Raw genomic sequence first — 23287 nt, forward strand, 5'->3', positions numbered from 1 at the left:
TACAGACCTCAATCCTTGTTCGAAGATAGAGGAAACCCTGCTTTCGGCAATGGAACGACGCCGGATTTGCGTCATCCTGCGTTCACAGACGCGTTAAAGCGTCGGCGGCGCCTTCTGGAAGAAGACATAAGAGCCCTTGGAGACCTTGAAGATATCGCAATTGCGCCGCACCTTGCCACCGTCTTCGAAACGGAAGATGCCAAGCGTGCCGGAGAAACCAGAGGGGTTCATCATGCGTTCGGGCGCAAAGGCCGCATCACCAGCTACATTGACCAGACCGATCGCCATCGCCATGGCATCAAAACCATAGCCTGCCTGCGGGGAAGCCGGCATGCCGTAGCTTGCCATATAGCGCTGACCGATGCGGGCCGCGATGTTCTGGTCATAACGGCAGACGATGGTACCGGTAAGCTTCGCATCGGCAAGATCCGTCGGCGTCAGCGTCGTACTGGCGACGATACGCCTGCCGGGGCGAGGAGGCTTGCCAGCATCCGCTTTCTTGATGATTTCGCCGGGCGACTTCACCGAAGGCATCATCACAACCATATCGACCTTGTTCCAGGCCGCGAGCGCCTTGGCGGGCAACGCGCCACCAGAGAGTTCGACGACTGGCTCTACCGTCGCACCAAAGGCCTTGATCTGCTTGGCAATCAGGTCTGCCTGAAGTTTTTCGGCCGGACTGGACGCCAGGATCATCGCATGGCTTGCGCCTTCCGCCATGGCAAAGGTGGAGGCTTCGACAAGACTGTCGGCAGGACTGGAGCGGAAACCATAAACGCGTTCCGGAAGCGTAGTCTCGTTCGTCTCGAAGGTAACGATAGGTACGTCGCGCCCGACAAGTGCCGTGCGCACGGCCTCGAGTTCCGCTCCCTTTGCAGTCGTGATCAGAAGTGCAGCCCCCTGGCCGGCAAGCGTGCGGGCCGCAGCCTCAACGGCCTCGGGCTTGTCGGCGCTTTCCAGCATGGTGAGCTTTACTAGATCCGTGCCGAGCGAATTGACCGCAAGCGCGGCACCATCACGATATTCACTGTCAGCCTGCCGACCCGGCTGGTCGGCACGGCGCACACCGAGATAACCGATCCGCACTTTGCCCGCACCGAGGGTCTGATTGTAGAAGCCGCCATCGCTCGTGTTGGACTTGGCAGCGCCATTTGCCGCCGCCTTCTCACCCGCCTCGGGCTTCAGATCATCTGTCTGACAGCCGCCGAGCAGCAGAAGCGTGGACAGTGCAGTCGCGCAGCCGAGAACACGGCTGCGTTTTGCTCTTGATCGATCCATGAAGCGCAACTCTTTTCCCCAGTCCCGGCCGGACGTTAAGCACTGGCTCGCGCGGAAGCAAGAGAAGGACCGTCCCATATCTGGGCGGATTCAAAACATGGTAACCATGCGAGCCGTTTAGCACAGCTTGATCGAAGGCCAGACGGAGGGCTTGGCCGATCAGGCGAGTTGCGCCGCGTCCTCGAAGTCGAGACGGGGCAAACGGCCGAAATTACCAGACGGATCGCCATAGCCGATATTGATCAGGAAATTCGACTTGATGCGGGTTCCGGCGAAGAAGGCCTCGTCGACCAGACTGCTGGTGAAGCCCGACAGGGGACCACAATCGAGCCCCATGGCACGCGCCGCCATGATCAGGTACGCACCCTGAAGGGAGGCGTTCCGAAACGCCGTTTCCTGGGCAAGCGTCGGGCTTGACGTGAACCAGGATCGCGCATCGGCATGGGGGAAGAGGAAAGGAAGCTTCTCGTAAAACTCCTCGTCCTGACCAACGATGACGGTCAAAGGCGCTGTCATCGTCTTGTCGATATTGCCCCGTGACAAGGCAGGCTTCAGCTTCTCCTTGCCCTCGGCTGTGCGGATGAAGACAAAACGGGCGGGGCAGCAATTGCCGGACGTAGGGCCTAGCTTCGAGAGATCATAGAGCGTGCGGATCTGCTCGTCGCTCACGGGCCGGTCCTGCCACTTGTTGAACGATCGAGCCGAGGTGAAGAGAAGCTCCTCGATCGAGGGGGTGGCGGTGGCAGTTTCATTGAGCATGGTCATGTCCTGGATTTCAGAAAGTCATAATGTGGGTGAGGATGTCGGCCTCGCTGACGACGTCGGCATATTTGGCGTTCATGTCAAACAGATTGGCTTCGTGGGGCGAGGAATGTCGATCGCCGCAGGCCTCACGCACCACGGTCGTGATGAAACCGTGAGACATGGAATCTACGCAGCTTGCCCGCACACATCCACTGGTCGTCAAACCCGTCAGGATGACGTGATCAACCCCCATTGAGGTCAGCATCGGCGCAAGTGACGTGCCGAAAAAGGCGCTTGGATATTGCTTGGTGACGATGAATTCGTCTTCACGCGGCTCAAGTCCCTTCGGCCATCCGGCCATGGGATTGCCCGCCGTGAAGTTTTCGAGCGGCTTCGCCTTCTGGAAGAAGCGGCCGCCGTCCTTGCCACTCTTGTGCAGGACCATACCGGTCAGGATCACCGGAATATTCTTCGACCGGGCGGCTTCCCGGATGCGAAGCGCGCTCGCCAGTGCCTCATCGACGCCGGCAAAGAGCGCATTGCCCGGCTCGAAATAGGCCTGGACGAAATCCACCATCAGAAGCGCCGGGGATTTTCCGTAGCCGATGCGGTTGCCATAGGCCTTTTCATAATTCGCGGCGAGGTCTGCATCGCTCATATTCAATCCCTTTCCGCAAACTTGCGCTCGAAGGCCCAGACATCCTCGAAGCCGAGCAGCGTGTTGAAGTCCTTGAAGGGATAAAGCGGGACGGCGTCGGTCGTGACGCCATGGTCCAGCAGGTCCTGATAGGCATGACGCACCGCGTGCCCATGGGCAAGGAACCCAAGGGCCGGATAGATGGCGATGCCATAGCCAAGCGCGGTCAGTTCATCCGCGGGCAAAAGCGGTGTGCGCCCGCCATTGACCATGTTGGCCAGAAGCGGCCTGTCGATTTCCTGAGAAATCTGACGCACTTCTTCGGTGCTTTCCGGCGACTCGACGAAGATGATGTCCGCGCCAGCCTCGGCATAGGCCTTGCCGCGCCGGATCGCCTCTTCCAGCCCCAGCCCCGTGCGGGCATCCGTGCGGGCGATGATCAGGAAATCGTCGCTCTTGCGGCTATCGACGGCCACCTCGATCTTGCGCACCATGTCGTCCATCGGCACGACGCGGCGACCCGGCGTGTGGCCACATTTCTTCGGGAACTCCTGGTCCTCGATCTGGATGGCAGAGACACCTGCCTCTTCATAGCCGCGCACCGTGTGGCGAACGTTGAGCAACCCGCCATAGCCGGTATCCGCATCAGCGATTACAGGGGTCTTGGTCATCTTTACGATCTGGGCAATGCGCTCCAGCATATCGCGATAGGTGGCTATGCCCGCGTCAGGAATGCCGAGATAGGAGGCGATAGTTCCGTAGCCGGTGACATAGAGCGCCTTGAAGCCCATGCGGTCGGCGATCAATGCCGAGATCAGGTCATAGACACCGGGCGCGAGGATAAAGTCGCGATCGGCCAGCGCCTGTTTCAGTGCGGGATCCGCCATGCAATCATTCCATTTCGGGTTTGGGATCGAGAAGGGGTGCCAACCGTGCGGCATGTGCCAGAAGTGCCACGTCATCATAGCGCATGGATGTCAGCGTCACGCCAACCGGCATGGCAATCCCCGCCATCGGCACGGGGATGTTGACGCAAGGCACCCGCAGCAGGGTCCAGAAGGCGTTGAAAACAGGATCGCCCGGCTTTCTGCCAAGCGGTGCAATACCCGGCGCGCTCGCGGCAATCACGACATCGAACCGCGACGCGATCTCGTCGAAAATCACCTGCGCCCTGGCCGCGCCATCGAAAGCGCGCACGAGATCGCCAAGCGTGCGGCCTTCGCGGTTTTCGACACGATGGTGGAAGTCATCATGTAAGTCTGTGCCGTAGCGTCGGGCGAGGCTGCGGAAGGCGGCGGCTCCTTCCCGGTGCAGGATTGTACGATGATAGAGGTCGAGATCCTCGAAATCGTTCGGCAGATCGAGAATGGTTACGTTGTGGCCACCATCTCGCAGACGCTGCGCCGCCGTCTCCAGTGCCGCGACAGACCCCGCCTCCAGCTTTTGACGGTAGGGTCCGAATGTGAGCGCGATCTTCAGTGGCGCACCCACCGGCCGCGTCTCACGCAAAGGCTCAACAATACCGTAGACCTCGGCCAAGAGGGCGAGATCTTCGACGGACCGGCCATACCAGCCAACAGTATCGAAGGTCACAGAGTAGATCTTCACCCCTTCCCGGCCGACGAGCCCCGCACTCGGTTTCATGCCGTAGATCCCACAGAAGGATGCGGGGCGAATGGTGGAACCACCGGTCTGGGTGGAGAGGGCAAGTGGCACATGGAAATCGGCGACCGCAGCTGCAGAGCCAGCGGACGAGCCGCCCGGCGTGCGTGCGAGGTCATGTGGATTGGCCGTGGCTGCATCGTTTCCACAGGCGGCAAATTCGGTCGTATCGGTCTTGCCGAGGACGATGGCGCCTTCAAGTCGAAGCAGATCAACCGCCGGCGCATCGGCGGCTGGTCGAAAACCTTTAAAGAGCGGAGAATTATGCGTGGTCGGCAGGTCGACGGTATCAAAGACATCCTTCACAGCGACGGGAAGTCCATGAAGGCGTCCCCGCTTTTCCTTCGGAAGGGCGTCAAGCCGCTCGGCCTCGGCAATCGCAGTCTCGTTCAAGGCAAGCCAGGCACGCACATCGCCATCGCGGGTCCGGATGCGTTCGAGGCAGGTCGAAACAAGATCGACTGCGGTGATGCGGCCATCGGACAGACGTGCCAGCGCCTGGGATGCGGTCAACTTTTCGAGCGCAGTCTCCGTCATGACGTCCTCTGCGCAGGTGCATTGAGATGATGGCTCGTGGCCTGCTGGAACGCGATCCCAGCCTTCAGGCAGAGCGCATCCGCGCCCGGCCGTCCAACGATCTGGATACCGGTCGGCAGGCCGCTCCGGCCAAGGCTCGACGGCAGCATCAAGGCCGGAAATCCCGTATGGTCGAAGATCATCGTGTTACGAGAAATGATCTCCTGAAACGGCACGGCATGGCCATCAACCTCGACCGTCAGCGTGTCGAGCGCGCCTGCTTCACCGCCGAGACCCGGCGTCACCAGTAAATCGATATCGGTCATCGCGTCGAGGAACATGTCCTGTGCCGCCTTCCGCCTCTGCAAGGCTCGACCATAATCCGCCGCCAGGATGGTGATGCCCTGGTTCAGCCTTGCAAGCAGTCCTCGATCAAATAGCTCTGCCCGGGGCAGACGCTCCGATTGATGCGCTGCCAGTTCTGACAAGAGCACGGTCCAGCCGTCGCGGTGGAAGGTCTCGACCGGCAGGACAGGAAGCGGCTTCACGGTGCAGCCGAGCGATTGCAGGACCTCAAGAGCCGCGCGCCAGTTATCGAGCACAGTGGCATCCACCATCTCGGTGAACCAGTTGACAGGCACGCCGATCCTCAAGCCGGTGAGATCAGCTTCGGCAAGCAGTGCCATACAACCGGCAATGAGATCGACATCCGGTGAGGCTGCCATGAATGGCAGAACCCGCGCGATGTCGCGGGCACTGCGTGTCATAGGCCCGACATGGTCGAGCGTCCAGGACAGGGGTGCCACGCCCTTTCGCGACACAAGTTCGCGGCTGGGCTTGAGGCCTGTCGTTCCACACCAGCAGGATGGCACCCTGATCGAGCCACCCGTATCCGTGCCGAGGGCGAAGGGCATCAGCCGCGCGGCAAGCACTGCCCCGGACCCGGTGGAGGAACCACCTGTCCATCGACTGGGATCAAAAGGATTGCCGACCGTACCGAAACGCGGATTGTGCGGTGAACCACAGGCAAATTCCGTGGTCGCCAACATGGCAAAGGGGATGGCACCAGCCTGACGTAGCCGCGCCACCACATCGGCGTCGGTCTGTGCAATTCGGTCGCCGGTAAACCAGGAGCCGGCAGTGGTGAGCGTCCCGTCGACGTCGATGATGTCCTTGACGCCGAAGGGCAGACCCTCAAGGGGGCGTGCCTGGCCGCTTTTCCAGCGGGCAGCGCTTTCTTCAGCCGCCGTCTGCCAGCCGGAGGCAAACCGCAACACAGCGCCTTGCCCCTTGTTGTCGGCCTCGATCCTGCGATGCAGATCGGCAAGCGCTTCGACAGGCGTCAAAGCCCCATCGGCATAAGCAGACAGCAGATCCGTTGCGTCGACGGACGCGACATCACAGACGAGCGGCTGCGGCCTTATCTCCACATGAGACGGCAGGTCGGCGGACATACCCCGCGTCCTAAAAGCTTGGTCTGCCAAAGCTGGATCCGGCAAAGACAGCGGGTCCAGTATCTCGCCAACCGGAAGCGGGGCTATCGCATTCATGCGTGTGTTATTCCGCTGCGATCTGAAGGTTGCTGCGCGACGCCATCAGTGGCTGGATGCGCTGGCCAAACTGATCGAGGCCGACGAGGAAATCGTCGAAGGTCAGCATGATGCCCTTCGTGCCTTCGACAGCTGCGGCCTCATCCAGCATCTTTGCGATGTTTTCATAAGAGCCGACCAGCGTGCCCATGTTGAAGTTGACCGCACCCTCAGGCAGATTGATGTGGCGCGCGGTTGAGTTGTCGGCTGCCGACTGATCCTTGCTCCCCTGATCCGCCATCCAGGCGAGAGCCTCGACATCGGCACCCTCGCGGTAGCTTTCCCATTTTGCCTTCGCCAGTTCATCGGTCTCGTCAGCGATCACCATGAACAGAACATAGGCGCCGACATCGCGGCCGGTCCTGGCCGAGGCTTCAATCAATGGCTTGTTGTTCGGTGCATAGGCGGTCGGCGTGTTGATACCGCTCGCCATAACGAAATTGTAGTCAGCATATTGGGCGGCGAACTCTACGCCGCGCGGGCTCTGACCGGCCGCGACGATGTCGATCTTGTTCGCCGGCATGGGCTGCATCTTGCAGTCCTTCATGGTGAAATGCTTGCCTTCAAAGCTACACTCCCCATTGGACCATAGGTCCTTCATGATCTGAACATATTCGCTCGAATAGTCATAGCGATAGCCGAAATAGGCATCTCCCGGCCACATCCCCATCTGGTCATATTCGGCCATCTGCCAGCCCGAGACGATGTTGACGCCAAAGCGACCCGGCGCCACAGAATCGATGGTCGCGGCCATGCGTGCGACAATCGCCGGCGGCAAGGTGAGAACTGCGGTGGAGGCAAACAGCTTGATCTTGCTGGTGACGGCGGCAAGGCTTGCCATCAGGGTGAAGGATTCAAGATTGTGATCCCAGAACTCGGTTTTACCGCCAAACCCGCGCAGCTTGATCATCGATAGGGCGAAATCCAGCCCGTATTTTTCCGCCTTTTGCACCACCTGCTTGTTGAGTTCGAAGCTCGGCTTGTACTGCGGCGCATTGGTCGAGATGAGCCAGCCATTGTTGCCGATCGGAATGAAGACGCCGATATCCATGAGGAGGTTCCCCTTGTTCTAGTTGGTGGACGCGAATTCAGTATGTACGAACTAATGCAAAATTTCGAAAAGCTGTCCAGAGAGAAAATGACCTAAATTTATGCGTGCTCAATCATTGGGCATGATGCCGCATGGCACGCATCGGACTGCCGCGAAAATGAACGCAGAAATCCCCGCGCCGGCTGAGGCCAGCCACACGCGAGGTCAGTTTTAACTCTTGGGAAGACGAGGGGTCGCGGTCAGTTACCGGCGCGGAGCGTCGTTGTGTAAGTGAAGCGATCGGCCGGCAGAATCTGGAAGGCGTATTCGATCAGGCGCCGGCCGGAGCCGTAATATCGACGCGTGACCTGGAGTGCGAGATCACCGGCCTGACAACCGATCTGCTCTGCAATTTCGGCCGTCAGCGACACCGGCTTGATGTCCTGCTGGATCTCGTGGATCTTCTCGCCGGTATATTCCTCAATCAGGTGAAAGATCGCCGTTTTCGCCACATCGACGTCACGAACGGCAGCCGCAAAGCGCGCATCGACATAGACCTCATTCCAGGAGAAAGCCCTCTGTCGCGCAGCGGTATAGCGGACGCCCCCAATGTGAAAGAAGCGTCGCCCCGGACGGCAACCAAGCTCGACGGCCAGCTTACCCTGTGCCGAGACCTCCTCCTTGAGGGAGATGACGAACTCCGTTTCTGCCGCCACCTCGAAAAGCTCGGACCGAGAATGAGCGATGAAGTGCCGTCGCGAGATATCCGGACCCGCCTCAACACGGGTCCCAACACCCTTCTTTGCTGACAGTCTGCCGCCAGTGCGCATGGTGGCTATGGCCTGGCGCACAGTCTGACGGCTGACGCCGAGCGCCGCTGCAAGTTCATTTTCAGTCGGCAGGAGAGTGCCGACCGGAAACTCTCCTGTCCGGATGCGCGCTTCAAGATGATGGGCAACCTGCAAGTAGAGAGGCGCAGTCGCCAACTCGGGCTTCCAGTCCGCACCCTCTGCTTCAGTATCGGTTATTGTGCCCAATGGTTGCGATGCGGTCATTTTTGTTTCCACCCCTGGCCCCTATCAATCGGTTTTCTGAGAATGACGCAAACAAAATCCGTCTGCACCAGAACTCAACCGACGGATATTGCACCCGGAGACGAAATCAATTAGTACGTACAAATACTAGATATCGATCCCCCGCCAAGGCTCCCCTCCTGATGACTGACATCACGACCGCAGCGCCGCGCCCCGCACGCGCATCCTCACTTTTGCAGACATTGACCGCGGCAACCCTGATCCAGATTGTGGCCACAGCAAGCGTGCTGGCCCTGACAGCAATCGCGCCCACGGTGGCCAGCGACCTTGGGATCGGCGCGCACTGGATCGGCTACCAGATCAGTCTTATATACGCCTCGGGCATGTTCTCATCCGCAGTTGCCGGAACGCTGGTACAGCGCTTCGGACCCATCAAGATCGAGCAGGCGGCACTCATCTGCTTCACGCTCGGATTTGTCGGCATTGCGACAGCCCTGGTGCCCGCAATCATTCTGGCGTCCCTTTTGATCGGGATCGGCTACGGACTGAACAATCCGGCATCCTCGGAGATGCTCAGCCGCATCACACCGCACAACAAGCGCAACATTGTCTTCTCCCTCAAACAATCTGGCGTGCCCTTGGGCGGCATCCTGGCAAGCTTCGCCCTTCCCTTCCTGTCAACCCAGTTCGGCTGGCACGTTGCACTTCTGATCGGCGCAGCCGCACCCTTGGCCATGATGGGTCTGCTTGCCGTCACACATGCCGCCGAACCCGTGGCTGGCCGCAAGCTGCCTTCGCTGCGCAAGGGCGTCGCAGAAGAACAGTCGATCATCTGGAAGAGCCGCAAGCTCAGGGTTTTGAGCGGGATCGGGTTTGCCTACTCCGCCATGCAGCTCTCCGTTTCCGCCTTCGCAGTCGTCGCCTTGGTGCATGATGCAGGCTGGTCGCTTCTTGCAGCCGGTACGGTTGCGGCTGCAACGCAGCTCGGTGGCGCCTTCGGCCGCATTTTCTGGGGCGCGGTTGCTGATCGGATCGGCGGCGGCCTCCTGACTCTTGGCCTGATCGGCCTTCTCAGCGGGTCAGGCTTTGCCGGCCTCTACTGGCTTGCCGATCTGCCGACATGGCTACAGGCGGCGCTGTTCATCGCACTCGGTTGCGTTTCCATCGGTTGGAATGGCGTACTCTTGGCAGAAGTGGCGCATAATGCACCCGAGTCCCGAGTCGGCGCGATCACCGGAGCCGCCCTCGTCTACACCTTTATCGGCGTGATCGTCGGCCCCTCCACCTTCGCAGCCATCTATGCCCTGACCGGTGACTACGGGACCAGCTTCCTCTGCTTTTCTGCCTTCGGATTCGGCGGCATGATCGCCGCCTGGCGCGCTCAGTTGGCGCATCGATAAGCTGCACTTATCTAACAATATGTACATACATATAGTCCTGCATCACGCGTGCGCGATGCAGGACTTTGTCATTTCAGCTGTCGATTGCCTTCGCTCGTGCAGCATTGATTAATTGGCATTCATCAACATCTGCGGGTTTTTCGCAGTTGCCGCTTTTGTGTGCAGCGCAAAAAAATAGGCAAAAGCCGTTGACGCCATTTCGTTTATGTACGTACATTGTGCGTAGCGGACATCGTAAAAGCCGCGCAACAATGCGCCTCCGACAAGGAGGGCCACGAAGGGGAATGTTAACGAATGCGCAAGCTCCTGCTCACCTCCCTCGTCTCCATCGCCGCGATGGCAGCGGCTTCCAGCCCGGGTCAGGCCGACCCTATGGCGGAAGCCCAGGCGATCATTGCCGAACATGAAAAGATGCCGGTCTTCGAGCCCCCAGGCGAAGCCTTTGACGCCAAGTCCTGCATGGCGGGCAAGAAGGTCCTGTCGATCCCGATCTCGATGACAATCCCTTTCAACGTCGAACTGCAGAAGGCGATGGCCAAGGCTGCCGCCGAAGTCGGCTTCACCTACACCACCTGGGACAACCAGCTGAAGAGCGACCAATGGATGCAGGGTGTGTCGCAGGCGATCAGCCAGAAATACGACGTGCTCGATATTGCCGGTGGTTTGAACCCGGAATGGCTCGGTCCCCAGCTGGCAGAGGCGCGGGCGGCCGGCCTGAAGATCACCACCACCCATTTTTACGATGTGACCCAGGAGCAGCATTCGAGCGTCGACTATTCCGGATCCGTCGATTACACCGGCGCCGGCAAGCTTCTAGCAGCCTGGGCCTATGCCAAGACCGAAGGCAAGCCCAACGTGCTGATCATCGGCTCTTCTGACGTCCTGCCATCCATTCCCTTCGTCAAGTCCATCCAGGACCAGCTCAAGGCCCTGTGCCCGGACTGCGTCCAGAAACATCTCGACGTACCGGTCTCCGAATGGGCCACCAAGATACAGCCCGGCGTCCAGTCGGCAGTTCTGGCTGATCCGGGCATCAACTTCATTCTGCCCATCTACGATTCCATGTCGCAATTCGTCATCCCGGCACTGCGCATCACGGGTAGCGAAGGCGCCGTGAAAGTCGCCAGCTATAACGGAACTCCCTTCGTGCTCGACATGGTTCGGGAAGGCCAGGTGCAGATGGACATCGGCGAAAGTCTTGGCTGGTCGGGCTATGCGGCCGTGGACAACATCATGCGCATGCTGTGCGGCCTGCCATCGGTCAAGAAGCTGAACTCGCCGCTGCTGGTCTTCGACGAGCGGAACATCGAGACCGCCGGCGTGCCCGCCACTTTCGACGACGGCTATGGCGACGCCCATCTGGAAGGGTTCCGCAAGCTCTGGAAACTGAACTAGTCCTCATCGACGACAGGAGCCCGCAATGTCCGACAATGCCGTGCTTCAGATGACCGACATCCGCATGCGGTTCGGCAGCCACTACGCGCTCAAGGGCGTATCGCTGTCGATCCGACGCGGCGAGGTGTTCGGGCTCCTTGGCCAGAACGGATCCGGCAAGTCCACAATGATCAAGGTGCTTGCCGGCTTTCACCAGCCTGAAGAAGGCAGCAAGGTCGTGCTTTGGGGACAGGAAATGGCCCTGCCGCTGGACCAGATGGACATCAAGAAGCGAGGGGTCGCCTTCGTCCACCAGCATCTCGGTCTCATTCCGTCGCTGAGCGTGGTCGAGAACATGCGGGTTACGGCACTTGGGCGGAGAAATCCCTGGCTCGTCTCCTGGAAGAAGGAGGCCGAGCATGTGGCAAAACTCTTCGCCGAGTTTGACCTCACGATCGACCCCTTCGCCATCGTAGCCGACCTTCCCCCGGTGGAGCGAGCCTTCGTGGCCATCGTCAGGGCGTTCGATGATCTCAAGTCCTCGGATGCCGGCTATGGAGGTGAAGGCATACTCGTGCTCGACGAGCCGACGCCCTTCCTGCCAGCCGAAGATGTCCAACGCATGTTTGCCCTCATCCGCTCAATTGTGAAAACCGGCGCGTCGGTAGTCATCGTCACCCACGACATCGATGAGGTGCTCGACATCACCGATCGGGTGGCCGTCCTGCGCGACGGCGAACTCGTGAGCGTGCTCGATACCCGCAACGCAGAACGCCAGACCATCCTCGATACCATCGTCGGCAGCCGCATCGACGCCTTTGCCAAGGCGCGGCGAACCGAAGCCCGACCGGCCGCAATTTCCATCCGTCGCGCGACCGACGGGACCAGCCAACCATTTGACCTCGACATCGTCGAAGGCGAGACCGTCGGCGTTACCGGCTTGATCGGCTCAGGCTTCGCAGCCCTGCCTTACCTGCTCTATGGGGCACGCAAGGGTTTCGGACAGCTAACCGTACAGGGAAAGACAATCAACCTCAGCAGTATCACGCCTGCGCGCGCCCAGAGCCTCGGCATCGCTCTTCTACCGGGTGATCGGCTCGGGGCAGCCGGGATCGGGAGCCTTTCCGTCGCTGACAATATCACTTTGCCAGTGCTGGATGCGCATATGCGCCCCTATGGCCTCGATCGCCGAAGCATGGATCGGGAAGCTGCACGCCTTTCGCAGGTCTATGACATCCGCCCGCCGCGTCCGGACATGATGCTTGGCGCATTGTCAGGCGGAAATCAGCAGAAGGTGTTGCTGGCGAAATGGCTGCAGATCAAGCCAAAGTTGCTGATGCTCGATGAACCCACCCAGGGCGTCGACTTCGGCGCGCGCCAGCAAATCTTCAAGGCGCTCGACCGCGCCACTGCGGAGGGCACATCCATCCTTTGCGCTTCCACGGACAATGAACAGCTCGAACAGATCTGCGATCGCGTCATCGTATTCTCGAAGGGCCGACCGGTCGCGGAGCTGAAGGGTGGGGAAATCACCCGCAAGGCCATCACGGAAGCCTGTTTCTACTCGCAAACCCCGCATGCGGAGGCCGCAGAATGACGACCACCAACCTGACAGCAGACGCCGAAGCGCCGGCCCGCCGCCCATCGATTAACCTCAAGCGCGAAGGCGAACGCTTCGCGCTCGTGGCGGCCTGGCTGCTGCTGATCGCCATCTTCGGAATCCTCATGCCGGAATCCTTTCTGAGCTGGCGCAACTTCTCCACCATGTTCGGCTCTCAGGCAGTTCTCGTCGTGCTGACGCTTGCCATCATCCTGCCGCTCACATCAGGCGACTTCGACCTCTCCGGTGCATCGATCCTCACCATGAGCTCGATGCTGATTGCAGTTCTCAACGTCAAGCATGGCTGGCCCATCGGGCCGGTCATTCTCGTGGCGCTGCTATCGGGCGCCGTCATTGGCGCGGTCAATGCGTTCTTCGTCCTCTATTTCCGCATTCACTCCCTGATCGTGACGCTTGGCGTCGGCACCTTTGCCAACGGAATGATCCTTTGGCTCAGCCAGTCACAGACCATTTCCGGCGTCTCCATGACCCTGGTCGAATGGGTGATCATCAACCGGCTCTTCGGCATTCCACTCGCCTTCTTCTACGCACTGATCCTCGCAGCCGTGATCTGGTACGCGCTTGAGTTCACCATTCCAGGCCGCAAGTTGCTCTTCGTCGGTCGCGGTCGTGAAGTGGCGCGCCTTAATGGCATCAATGTCGATCGGGTCCGAGCCATGTCCTTCATTCTCTCAGGCCTCATCGCGGCACTCGCAGGTGTGTTTTATTCCGGCATGACCGGATCGGCCGACCCGCTTTCTGGCCTCAATCTGCTGCTGCCGGCGTTTGCTGCCGCGTTCCTCGGCGCAACGACCATTTCGCCGGGACGCTTCAACTCCTTCGGTGCGATCATCAGCGTCTACTTCCTTGTCACCGGCATCACGGGCCTCACCATGCTCGGCGCCCAGGCCTATGTGCAGAACCTGTTCTATGGCGGCGCCCTGGTCATCGCGGTGTCGCTGAGCCAGTTGGTCCGCAACCGCCAGCCGCAGGACTTCAGCTGATGGACGACGCGACCGCTCAGACCCTGACTGTGAAACACCTAGCCCAAACCTATCTCGGTCGATCAGCGACCGAGGAAGAACTGTCCGCCATGACCCAGGAAATGGCGCGCGATGCACAGTGGATCGCTCCGCATGCCTATGGTCGCGGCGGCGCGCTGTTCATGCTGGAACCCGCAAGCTTCTATGCACTTCTCATTGCGGAGGCAGACCGATGAGCATCCTGGATCCGGCAACGCTTGCCGAGGCGGCCAGCCTCATCCAGTCCGGCAAAGTCTCCTCCTTCGACCTCACCCTTGCCGCACTCGATCGGGCCGAAGAAAGCCAGTCGCGCCTCAACGCCTTTATCACCGTGGATCGGGAGGATGCGCTGATATCCGCCCGTGCCGCCGACCGGGCGCTTGCCGAAGGGCGAGCCGTCGGACCGCTGCACGGCGTGCCGCTCGCCCACAAGGACATGTACGACCATGCCGGCAAGGTCACCGGCTGCGGCTCGAAGATCCGGGAAGGTCACCTGGCCGCGGAAAATGCATCCGTGATTGAGCGGCTGGAGGCTGCCGGCACGTTTACGATCGGTCGGTTGAACATGTCGGAATTCGCCATGGGGCCAACGGGGCACAACCATCATCACGGCCGAGCGATCAACCCGCTCGATTCCGACCGCATCACCGGCGGCTCGTCCAGCGGATCAGGCGCCGCCGTTGGCGGCGGTGTCGTGCTGGCAGCCCTCGGCTCAGATACGGGCGGCTCCATCCGCCTTCCGGCCGCCTGCTGTGGTGTCGTCGGCATCAAGCCGACGCAAGGTCGCGTACCACGGACTGGCGTCATGCCGCTTTCCTTTTCGCAGGATTGTGTTGGCCCGCTAACCCGGACCGTCGATGACGCCTTTACGATCCTCCGGCTGATCAGCGGACCGGACGGGAAAGACCTGACCTGTGTCGACGCTCCACTGAAACCCCTCAGCGAAGACATCTCGGCACTGCGCATCGGTCTGGGCGGGGGGATGTTTGCCGATCGTCTGACCAAAGAGGTCGAGGACGCGATGCAAGAGACCGCACGGGCCCTCGCACCGCATGTCCTCTCGATTGCGGACACATCCATGCCCGACCTCGGAGGGATTGCAGAGCTCGCCAATGTTGTCGCCATGAGCGAGGCTGGAGCCGTTCACTTCGACGGGATGCGCGAGCGGCCAGAGGATTTTGGCCCGCAACTTCGGTCGCGCCTGGCCCAGGCCATCGCTGTGCCGGCACCGATCTATCTCCGTGCTTTGCAGATCCGCGCTCGACTGACGGCCGATTTCCTCGAAATGGCCTTTGCCAACTGCGATGCGATCCTCGTCCCTGCCATGCCCTTCCTCCCGCCGCTCGACAGCGAGGTAAATGTCGGAGCCGGCTCGACCATGACCACGGTGATTTCGGGCATGACGGCATTCACCCGTCCATTTTCATTCCTTGGCTTGCCGGTGGTGACACTGCCAGTCGCAAACTGCGATGGCCTGCCGGTCGCTATACAGGTCGTAGCCCGCCCCTGGCGCGAGGACATTGCAGCCTCGGTCGCACGAAAGCTCGAAACTTTGCTGGCCCTCGGCCGCTTCCATCCCCGCCCATCCATCCGCCCGGCCGCGTGAAAACCGCACCGGCCCAGAGAGGAGACGATCCATGAATGCCATGCCGACAATCGCCGGAGACGAGGCAACTTCCGCAGTCAGCCAAGCCGAGTTTCGCAACGCCATGTCCCGAGTGGGTGCTGCCGTCAACATCGTGACCACTGACGGGCCGGGCGGCAAGGCGGGCTTTGCAGCCTCTGCCGTCTGCAGCGTGACGGATACACCGCCCACCTTGCTTGTCTGCCTCAACCGCTCAAGCTCCGTCTTCGAGACTTTTGAGACGAACAAGATGCTGTGCGTCAACACCCTTGCCGGCAATCACGAGCAGCTATCCGCCCTTTTCGGCGGCAAGACCCCGGTAGAAGAACGTTTTGCCGCCGCAAGCTGGAGACGTGGCGCCACCGGCGCGCCCATCCTTACCGACGCGGTCGTGTCCTTCGACTGCGTCGTCAGCGACAGTGTCGACGTCGGAACCCACAAGGTTCTGTTCTGCAGAGTCCTGGAAATCCATGAAGACGGTAGGGATGAAGCGTTGATCTACTACCAGCGTGGCTATCACCGCGTCGGTCAGATGGCGTCGGCCAGCTAACGCAGACCCGACCAAGTCTCAAGCGGAACTGCGACCTTCATCCCGCCTCCATCCCACCGACGATTGCAGAGATTCGAACAGCCGGGCCGCAGAGAACCTGTGGCCCGGCTTTCGCTGTTCGAGACCGCCCCCGTAATCTGACAAGGTACCTCATCGTAACAATTGCGGTGGCTCTATTGGTTAACAGCGTATAACTTCGAAACAAAAAATTTTATTTAAGTATATTCTCTCAGATTATACGTATTTCATCCATAGTATCGAACCAATATTTCAGATCGACGCTGTATTCTTCGAACAACACTCGGAGAAGAAGCGATGCTCAAGAAGAAAAAGAACATTGTCGCAGCCTCGACCCTTGCCCTCGCAACCTTCTTTGTGCCGGGCGCACAGGCCGCCCCCGCACCGACGGGCGCACTCGTTTTCCACTCCTCCATTGCCCAAGCTCTGCTGCTCGGGCTCAATCCGCTCAGTCCTTCCATCTCGGAAGCTTTCTCGCAACGGATCGCCAAAGGCTGGCAGAACACGCGCCAGATTGTCGAAACCCAGGCATTGCAGATGCAGACGGTCGCCTTGGCTGCGCCCGTCGATGGCGGTGTATTGACCGGCGCGATCGCCGCCAAGTCTCCGACCACACCTCGACGCACCACCCAGGCCGATGGCGTCTTCGGTTCCGTCGCCATTCCCTTCAAAAAGCTCGGCGCACTCAAAAAGGCTGCCTCGACCTTTGGGGAGATTGCCAAGGGCACTGCGCTGAACTGCAAGGGCCGGACCTGTGCCGATTTGGGAACCTTGGTTCATCGCACAAGCGATGGCGGGGCGAAGGTATCGGTGCGCGATACGCTCAATCTCGTCAACGCCGAGGTCAACCGGAAGATCGAGTATCGCAAGGACCTCGATGTGCATGGACGACTGGATCAGTGGTCCTCCCCATCGCAGACGCTGGCCCGAGGAACGGGCGACTGTGAAGACTATGCGCTCCTGAAGATGGCGATGCTGGCCGAGAAGGGCATCGCGCTTGAGGACATGACCGTGGTCATCCTCTACGACAAGAAGCGACACTTCTATCACGCCATCCTCTCGGTGGAGGTCGGTGGCAACAACTATATTCTTGATAACATGCGAAACCAGGTTCTGGCTGACCGTCAGCTGCCGGACTATCAGCCGCTCTTCTCAATTTCAAACGGGCGCGGCTTCCTACACGGCATTCGCAAAGGTGCGGGCAAGGCACTTGCAATGAAGAGCCTCGACAGCATCGCGCCCGGCGAGGGCGGCGACCTCTAATCGGCATCAAAAGCGTCATGACTGCTGAGATTCAGCGTTCCGCTGATTACCGAACGACGTAGCCGATCACCATCGGCTTGCGGTGATTGGGGGCCATGGCCAGATTGATCTGGCCGGTCAGCTGCTTTCCCGCACAGCTTGCGGTAAATCCCGTCGTCACCATCTTGCTCTTCGTCGCAAGGTTTTCGATCGCGTCATCCACCTGCATGTCGAGCACGAAGCGGAAGCCTGCCGAAAGTTGCGCGACATTGCCAAGGGCCAACCGCTGCTTCAACAGTGTAACGAAAGGCTCGTTGAACAGCTGGATCTTCTTGTCGCGCGTGAGCACGATGACCGGCGAGGGACAGGCCTGCACGAGGGCGTTCAGGTTCTCTGTCGAATAGGCGTTTTCGACTGCCGCCAGCCTGCGCCACATCCAGCGAAAGGCAACCACGCGAAGTGTCGATGCAAGATTGCTTCCATCACCCACCTGCGTTGCGGCCTGCTCGACCACGTCAGAGATCGAGTGCCGGGAACCCGATAGCAGCGAGGTCAGCCCGTCCCAGTAGATCGTTTCCAGGCGGATACCACGCCTGGCACCGCCCTTGCCGATAATCGCCCGGAACTTCGGCTCGGCGTCACCTTCCTGAAGTTCTGGAAGCGGCTGGTTCGCCGGTTCCCCCTGATCGATCTGAAACGGGTGCCGCTCGACGATCGACATGGACCTACCGCTCGGTCAGCGCAACGGATTGCGCCTTGTTGATCGGCTTCAACAGATAGCTGAGGATGGTCTTTCGACCCGTCATGATTTCGGCAGACGCGACCATACCCGGGATGATCGGATAGGACATGCCATTCCGCTGCAGCTCCGACCGATCCGTCTTGACCTGCACGATGTAGAAGGTCTCGCCCTTCTCCTTGTCGACGATGCTGTCGGCGGAGACATTGGTCACCTCGCCTTCCAGTCCGCCGAAGATAGAGAAGTCATAGGCCGTGACCTTGACGATCGCCTTTTGACCCCGTCGGACGAATGCGACGTCCCTCGGCGAAATCTTTGCCTCGATCAGCAAGGTATCCGCCGTCGGAACGATCCCTGCAATCACCGTACCCGGATCGACATAGGCGCCGATTGTGTTGACTTCGAGCGTGTTGACGATGCCATCGACCGGCGAACGGATATCGGTCCGGCTCACACGGTCGGAGGCACCGCGAATGGTCTCGTCGATAACGGAAAGCTCGGACAGGGTCAGCGCCTTTTCCGTCAGCGCCTGCTGCTTCAACTGCAGCAGGAGTTCATCCACCTGCAGGCGCGCCTCTTCGACAGCACCGCGCAGGCGCTCCAGGCTTTCCTGATAGACGGTGATCTGGCCGCGCTGGTCGGTCAGCTCGCGCTCCAGCGTGATTACTTCCGTCTGGGCGACCAGGCCCTTCTTGGCAAGCGGGCTCATGAGGTCGTACTGGCGCGTCGCCTGGGTGATGTTCTGCTCAAGCCTTGCGATATTGGCATGCGCCTCGCTAAGCTCGTTCTCGCGCTGGCGCACACGCTCCTTCAGAACACCGGCCTTGTTTTCGTAGGCCGCCTTGTTGGCCGCAAACAGCCGCGCTTCGTTTTCGCAAACGCGGCTCGCGACAGACTTCACCTCATCCGGGCAGAGAAATTCGCCATCATAGGCACCGACCTCCTCCAGCTCCAGGCGGGCGACCTTGGCACCAAGCGCTCTTGCCTTTGCCACAGCTTCGCCGAGCGAAGATTCCGTCGTCGTATTGTTCAGCTGCACGATCAGCTCGCCCTTGCGAACAACCTGCCCGAGTTGCACGGCAATCGTCTGAACGATACCCGCCTCGGAGGACTGCACGATCTGGGTCTTCGAAACCGGAATGACCTTGCCCTCGCCACGCGAGATTTCGTCGATCTCGGCGATCGCCGCCCAGGCCACAAAGATGGCGATGAAGGCGCCAACCAGACCGACAATGATCCGCGCCATGAATGGCGGTGTATCGACAACCGCGCGGCTCACGTCTTGATCCCCTTGTTCTGCATCGCCTCGATGACGGACTTCTTCGGTCCGTCCGCCACAACCCGGCCCTTGTCGAGCACGATCAGACGGTCGCAGAGATCGAGCATTGAGAACCGATGGGTCGCGATCAGCAGCGTCGTGTTGCGATCGAAGGCGGTCGATAGACGGTTGAGCAGATGACGCTCGCTGGCCAGATCCATCGCGCCCGAGGGCTCGTCGAGGAAGACGATCTTCGGCTTGGTCAACAGCAGACGCGCAATCGTCAGCGCCTGTTTCTGGCCGTTCGACAGATTGTTGCCTCGTTCACCGACTGGCATGTCGAAACCACGCGGGTGGCGCGAGACGAACTCCTCCACCCCGGTCATGCGGGCAACCTCGAGCAATTCCTCATCCGTCGCATCGGCCCGGCCGATCAGCAGGTTTTCCTTGACGGTCCCCGAGAACAGGTCGGACGACTGGCCAGCCACGGCAACCGAGGCCCGGACTTCCGACATATGGTACTGCCGAATATCGACGCCATCGATCAGGATACGGCCTTCTGTCGGCACGAAGAGGCCATCGAGCAAGCGGCCAAGCGTCGTCTTGCCAGATCCGATGCGCCCGATGATCCCGACACGTTCGCCCGGCGCCACGGTCAGCGACAACTTGCTGATCACCGGCTGATCGGAACCCGGATATTGGAAGGTCACGTCCTGGAAGGTGAACCCACCATTCTTGATCTCGCGGTTGACGAAACCCACGGTCGACGGACGATCCTCGGGCTGGTCCATCACCTGGTCGAGGATCCTGAGCGACATCGTCGCCTGGCGGAAACGAGCGAGCGTCATGGCAATCTGGCCAAGCGGCGCACCGGCACGTCCGGCCAGCATGACGGTCGCGACGATCGCGCCCATGGCAAGTCTGCCCTCGGAGAACTCGTAGGTTCCGGCAATCACGATCAATACGCCAACCAGTTGCTGCACCAGTGCTGTCAGGTTGATGGCATTGGTCGAGATGTGCTTGATCTCCTCGCTGGTCCGGCTCGAATGCTTCATCAGCTCCTGCCAGCGGCGCAGCATGGTCGCTTCTGCGCGGAGGCTCTTCAGCGTCTCGATCGTCGAGATCGTTTCCACCAGCAACGACTGCCTCTTCGAGGCCTCGTTCGCGGCGGCCGCCATGCGATGGCCGATCTTCGCCTGGGCATGCAGGCCGATTGCAATCGACAGGATCAGCGCCACAGCCGGAATGATCGCCAGCCATCCAGAGATCAGATAGATCACGAGAAGGAAGATGAAGAGAAAAGCCGTGTCGATGGCGAGACCGATGGTGTTCGATGTGAAGAATTCGCGCACGAACTCGTATTGCATCACGCGGTTGGCATACTCCCCCGTCGACAGAGGACGAGAGGCAAGCGTGGTGTTGAGCACCTTGTCGAAGATCATCTGCGACAAGCGCAAGTCAGCGTTACGCCCGGCATGATCGATGAGCGATGACCGGGCTGTCTTCAAGAGGAAGTCGAAGAGATAGGCGACCATGATGCCGATGGCCAGCACCCAGAGCGTCGGGAACGCCTTGTTCGGCAGCACCCGGTCATAGACATTCATGGTGAATAGCGGTGACGCGAGCGCGATGATGTTGATGAAGAGCGCGGCGATTACCACCCGCAGATAGGTGCGCCAGTAAGGCATCAGCGCGCGCAGAAGCCAGTGACGCTTCTCGATCTTCTCCGCTTCACCGAGGAGAGCCTCCTCGCCGTCATTGCGATAGAAAAGCGTGAAGCCGAAGGCGAATTGTGGCTTCAGCGCCGCCAGTTCGGCGCGGCTCAGCCTCAGTGCCTGCGAACCATCTCGCAGATCGAGCGTGTAGACGCCCTCCTCACTCACTTCGAGAAGGGGGAGCGTTCCGCCGTCTTCCAGCGCAACAATCGCAGGACAATCGAAATCACCCTCGCGGATGGCACGCTGGCTGATTTTGACAACCTGCAGGCCAATGCGCTCGGCGACATGTTCCACGTCGTCCGCCTCCAGCGACTCGACGATTTCGTCGGGCAGTCCGGAAAACAGAACAGTGTCGGAGGTGGGCCGCCCGTAGTATGCGGCGACAGCCTTGAAGGATCCACGAAAGCTAAGGCGGGCACGAGTGCCCGCCGGGTCGATCAATGAGTTTAACATTTCATCCTATCGGATGGACGGTTACTGAAGCGGCGCCAGGAGGTCCATCGGAACGCCCGCCTTTTGCCGCGGATCCCGCTTGGTGTAAGCCCCGTCGGGCGTCGCCTTCACGGAAAATTCGTTGCGTGCATAAGCCTCGGACTGACCGACTGGCTTCAGGTTCATCGACTTCAACAGCGAGCCGGATGCAGCCAGGATCTTGTACTCGGCGAAGAGGGCTGCAAAGCGGGCCGTTTCAGCAACGATACCCGTGTTGAAGCGGGTGTTCTGCGCATCGAGCACATCGAGCAGCGAGCGCTGGCCGATCTTGAACTGCTCGCCATAGGACGAGACGAGCTTGGCATTCTGCGACGACTGCGAACCGAGGATCTGCGAAAGTTCGCCACGGCTGCTACGCTCGTTCCAGGCAGAGCGGATCGATTCCTCGATTTCGCGGTGAACCTGGTCGGAGGCGAAGCGCTGCTCGCTGGCACGGCGGATCTGTTCCTGCTCGCGGGCCTGGTCGATGCCGCCACGATAGAGGTTCCAGCGGGCGACAACACGCACCTGCACGTCGTTGGTATTGCCCTGGCTTGAGCCGACATCGTTGCCGACGCTGGCGCGGCCTTCGAGATCGACCGTCGGCGCATAGTTGGAGCGGGCGCCGCGAACGGCAGCATCCGCCGCATCAATGTCAGCGCGAGCTGCGTAAATCCGCGGGTTGTTGGTTTTCGCCGTTGCGATCGCATCCTGCAGCGAGCGCGGAATGTACTTGCCGAGCGACGGCGGCATCTTCGCATTGGTGATCGGCTCACCAACCGTCTTCAGGAAGCGGATCTTTGTCATCTCCAGCTCTTCCTGCGCTTCACGCAGGCGGGCACGGGCAGCATCGAGACGCTCGCGGCCCTGGAGAGCGTCGACATCCGTCAGCGCGCCGCCGGAAATTCCCTGCTTGATATCGCCCAGAATACCGCCGTGGAAATCGACGTTCTGCTTGGCGATGCCGACAATCTTCGACTGCAGGATATATTCGAGATAATCCTGAACCACCTGGAGTGCCACCGTTTCAGACCGGTCCAGAACGCGGAAAGAGGCACTGTCCACGCGCGAGGCCTGCTGGTCCAACTGCGCCCGACGACCACCGCCATCGAGCAGGCGCTGGGTCACGGTCAATCCGACTTCAGCGTTGGAAAAGGTCTCGTAGTCGCTGGTCAGCGTACCCGTGCTATCATTCGACAGACGGCGACGGCCGGCGCTGGCTTCAAGATCGACCGACGGCATGTAGAGGCCGCGCGCCTGGCGCAGTTCGAACTCGACCGCCTCGCGGTTTTCCACCGCCTGCGAGATCTGCGGATTGGTGGTCAGCGCCTTCTGTACCGCTTCCTGCAGCGACATCGCGCTGGCCGGCGTCAGGGACAAGATGGAAAGAGCCGCCGAGGTATACAAGGCCGCGAACAATGTCTTCTTTGTAAACAATTTAGTGCCCCTGCCCAAATCTAATTCAGCGTTCTTATATACCGGTCGCCTCGTGACTGGAAAGTGTTATCCCGGTGTCGAAAAGATGCACCCAATTTTGATCTGTCAAAACTAATTGGAAAAATTCACTCAGACTCGTGAAAATTTGTACCTTCAATTCGAAGCTCAAGCGCCTGCATTGCCTTATCAACCCAAGAATCGCGATTCCTTTTCCTTGGGCCTCCCATTAACCCTGCAAGCGTCTTTGCCATTTCAGCACACAGATGACACCGGTTTCCGACCGCCCTGTCGCCATTTGGCAACACCTTTCCGTCAGCGACAATGAACACGCTCGCTGGGTGATT

At 60.1% G+C, this 23287-nt stretch carries 20 protein-coding genes; 8 read left to right on the forward strand and 12 right to left on the reverse strand.

From position 1 onward, the window contains the following. Positions 1 to 93 precede the first annotated feature (93 nt). From ACSV9I_RS15205 to ACSV9I_RS15240, 8 genes are all read right to left on the reverse strand, one after another. Positions 94 to 1278, reverse strand: a complete 1185-nt coding sequence (locus ACSV9I_RS15205) for a hypothetical protein (protein ID WP_438329704.1) — start codon at positions 1276 to 1278, stop codon at positions 94 to 96. 159 nt (positions 1279 to 1437) lie between these two features. After that, a complete protein-coding gene (locus ACSV9I_RS15210) occupies positions 1438 to 2043 on the reverse strand; it encodes a malonic semialdehyde reductase (protein ID WP_438329705.1) in 606 nt (201 codons plus the stop codon). 10 nt (positions 2044 to 2053) lie between these two features. Beyond that, positions 2054 to 2680, reverse strand: a complete 627-nt coding sequence (locus tag ACSV9I_RS15215) for an isochorismatase family protein (RefSeq protein ID WP_438329706.1) — start codon at positions 2678 to 2680, stop codon at positions 2054 to 2056. Positions 2681 to 2682: 2 nt separating this feature from the next. Next, entirely contained in the window at positions 2683 to 3546 is an 864-nt protein-coding gene (locus tag ACSV9I_RS15220; protein ID WP_438329708.1) for an isocitrate lyase/PEP mutase family protein, read from the reverse strand. Between the two features lie 4 nt (positions 3547 to 3550). After that, positions 3551 to 4858 carry an amidase gene (locus ACSV9I_RS15225; protein WP_438329710.1) on the reverse strand — a complete coding sequence of 436 codons (1308 nt, stop codon included), beginning with the start codon at positions 4856 to 4858 and terminating at the stop codon, positions 3551 to 3553. Next, positions 4855 to 6291: an amidase gene (locus ACSV9I_RS15230; RefSeq protein WP_438329712.1), complete on the reverse strand. Its 1437-nt coding sequence runs from the start codon at positions 6289 to 6291 to the stop codon at positions 4855 to 4857. Before ACSV9I_RS15230 ends, ACSV9I_RS15225 begins: the two co-directional genes overlap by 4 nt. 103 nt (positions 6292 to 6394) lie before the next feature. Continuing rightward, positions 6395 to 7477 (reverse strand): pyrimidine utilization protein A, encoded by a 1083-nt coding sequence (gene rutA, locus ACSV9I_RS15235; protein ID WP_438329713.1) that lies wholly within the window; start codon positions 7475 to 7477, stop codon positions 6395 to 6397. 239 nt (positions 7478 to 7716) lie between these two features. Then, positions 7717 to 8511, reverse strand: coding sequence for a GntR family transcriptional regulator (locus ACSV9I_RS15240; protein WP_438329714.1), 795 nt, complete (start codon positions 8509 to 8511; stop codon positions 7717 to 7719). 161 nt (positions 8512 to 8672) lie between these two features. On the opposite strand from ACSV9I_RS15240, the gene ACSV9I_RS15245 reads away from it, so the two are divergent. The 8 genes from ACSV9I_RS15245 (at position 8673) to ACSV9I_RS15280 (ending at position 17341) form a co-directional block, all read left to right on the forward strand. Continuing rightward, positions 8673 to 9890 (forward strand): MFS transporter, encoded by a 1218-nt coding sequence (locus ACSV9I_RS15245; RefSeq protein ID WP_438329716.1) that lies wholly within the window; start codon positions 8673 to 8675, stop codon positions 9888 to 9890. A gap of 294 nt (positions 9891 to 10184) precedes the next feature. Further along, positions 10185 to 11285, forward strand: coding sequence for a sugar ABC transporter substrate-binding protein (locus tag ACSV9I_RS15250; RefSeq protein WP_438329718.1), 1101 nt, complete (start codon positions 10185 to 10187; stop codon positions 11283 to 11285). A gap of 25 nt (positions 11286 to 11310) precedes the next feature. After that, the gene (locus ACSV9I_RS15255; RefSeq protein ID WP_438329720.1) at positions 11311 to 12861 is read left to right on the forward strand and encodes a sugar ABC transporter ATP-binding protein; all 1551 of its coding nucleotides are present in this window, start codon (positions 11311 to 11313) and stop codon (positions 12859 to 12861) included. Continuing rightward, a complete protein-coding gene (locus tag ACSV9I_RS15260; protein WP_438329722.1) occupies positions 12858 to 13868 on the forward strand; it encodes an ABC transporter permease in 1011 nt (336 codons plus the stop codon). Before ACSV9I_RS15255 ends, ACSV9I_RS15260 begins: the two co-directional genes overlap by 4 nt. Continuing rightward, positions 13868 to 14083 carry a hypothetical protein gene (locus tag ACSV9I_RS15265; RefSeq protein ID WP_438329723.1) on the forward strand — a complete coding sequence of 72 codons (216 nt, stop codon included), beginning with the start codon at positions 13868 to 13870 and terminating at the stop codon, positions 14081 to 14083. The genes ACSV9I_RS15260 and ACSV9I_RS15265 overlap by 1 nt, the downstream gene beginning before the upstream one ends. Next, positions 14080 to 15492, forward strand: coding sequence for an amidase (locus ACSV9I_RS15270; RefSeq protein WP_438329725.1), 1413 nt, complete (start codon positions 14080 to 14082; stop codon positions 15490 to 15492). The genes ACSV9I_RS15265 and ACSV9I_RS15270 overlap by 4 nt, the downstream gene beginning before the upstream one ends. Positions 15493 to 15523: 31 nt before the next feature. After that, entirely contained in the window at positions 15524 to 16060 is a 537-nt protein-coding gene (rutF, locus tag ACSV9I_RS15275) for an NADH-dependent FMN reductase RutF (RefSeq protein WP_156318633.1), read from the forward strand. A 315-nt stretch (positions 16061 to 16375) separates the two neighbouring features. Further along, on the forward strand, positions 16376 to 17341 hold the full coding sequence (locus ACSV9I_RS15280; protein WP_438329727.1) for a transglutaminase-like cysteine peptidase: 966 nt from the start codon (positions 16376 to 16378) through the stop codon (positions 17339 to 17341). A 46-nt stretch (positions 17342 to 17387) separates the two neighbouring features. Here ACSV9I_RS15280 and ACSV9I_RS15285 read toward each other — a convergent pair whose 3' ends face one another. From ACSV9I_RS15285 to ACSV9I_RS15300, 4 genes are read right to left on the reverse strand one after another with little or no spacing between them, the layout of a single operon-like run. After that, positions 17388 to 18041: a ribbon-helix-helix domain-containing protein gene (locus tag ACSV9I_RS15285; protein WP_438329729.1), complete on the reverse strand. Its 654-nt coding sequence runs from the start codon at positions 18039 to 18041 to the stop codon at positions 17388 to 17390. A 4-nt stretch (positions 18042 to 18045) separates the two neighbouring features. Beyond that, the gene (locus ACSV9I_RS15290; RefSeq protein WP_438330008.1) at positions 18046 to 19305 is read right to left on the reverse strand and encodes an HlyD family type I secretion periplasmic adaptor subunit; all 1260 of its coding nucleotides are present in this window, start codon (positions 19303 to 19305) and stop codon (positions 18046 to 18048) included. 29 nt (positions 19306 to 19334) lie between these two features. Beyond that, a complete protein-coding gene (locus tag ACSV9I_RS15295) occupies positions 19335 to 21488 on the reverse strand; it encodes a type I secretion system permease/ATPase (protein WP_438329731.1) in 2154 nt (717 codons plus the stop codon). Positions 21489 to 21509: 21 nt separating this feature from the next. Then, positions 21510 to 22862, reverse strand: coding sequence for a TolC family outer membrane protein (locus ACSV9I_RS15300; RefSeq protein ID WP_054159643.1), 1353 nt, complete (start codon positions 22860 to 22862; stop codon positions 21510 to 21512). Positions 22863 to 23287: the final 425 nt, after the last annotated feature.

Source organism: Rhizobium sp. G187, from assembly GCF_051549525.1.
Classification (GTDB): Bacteria; Pseudomonadota; Alphaproteobacteria; order Rhizobiales; family Rhizobiaceae; genus Allorhizobium.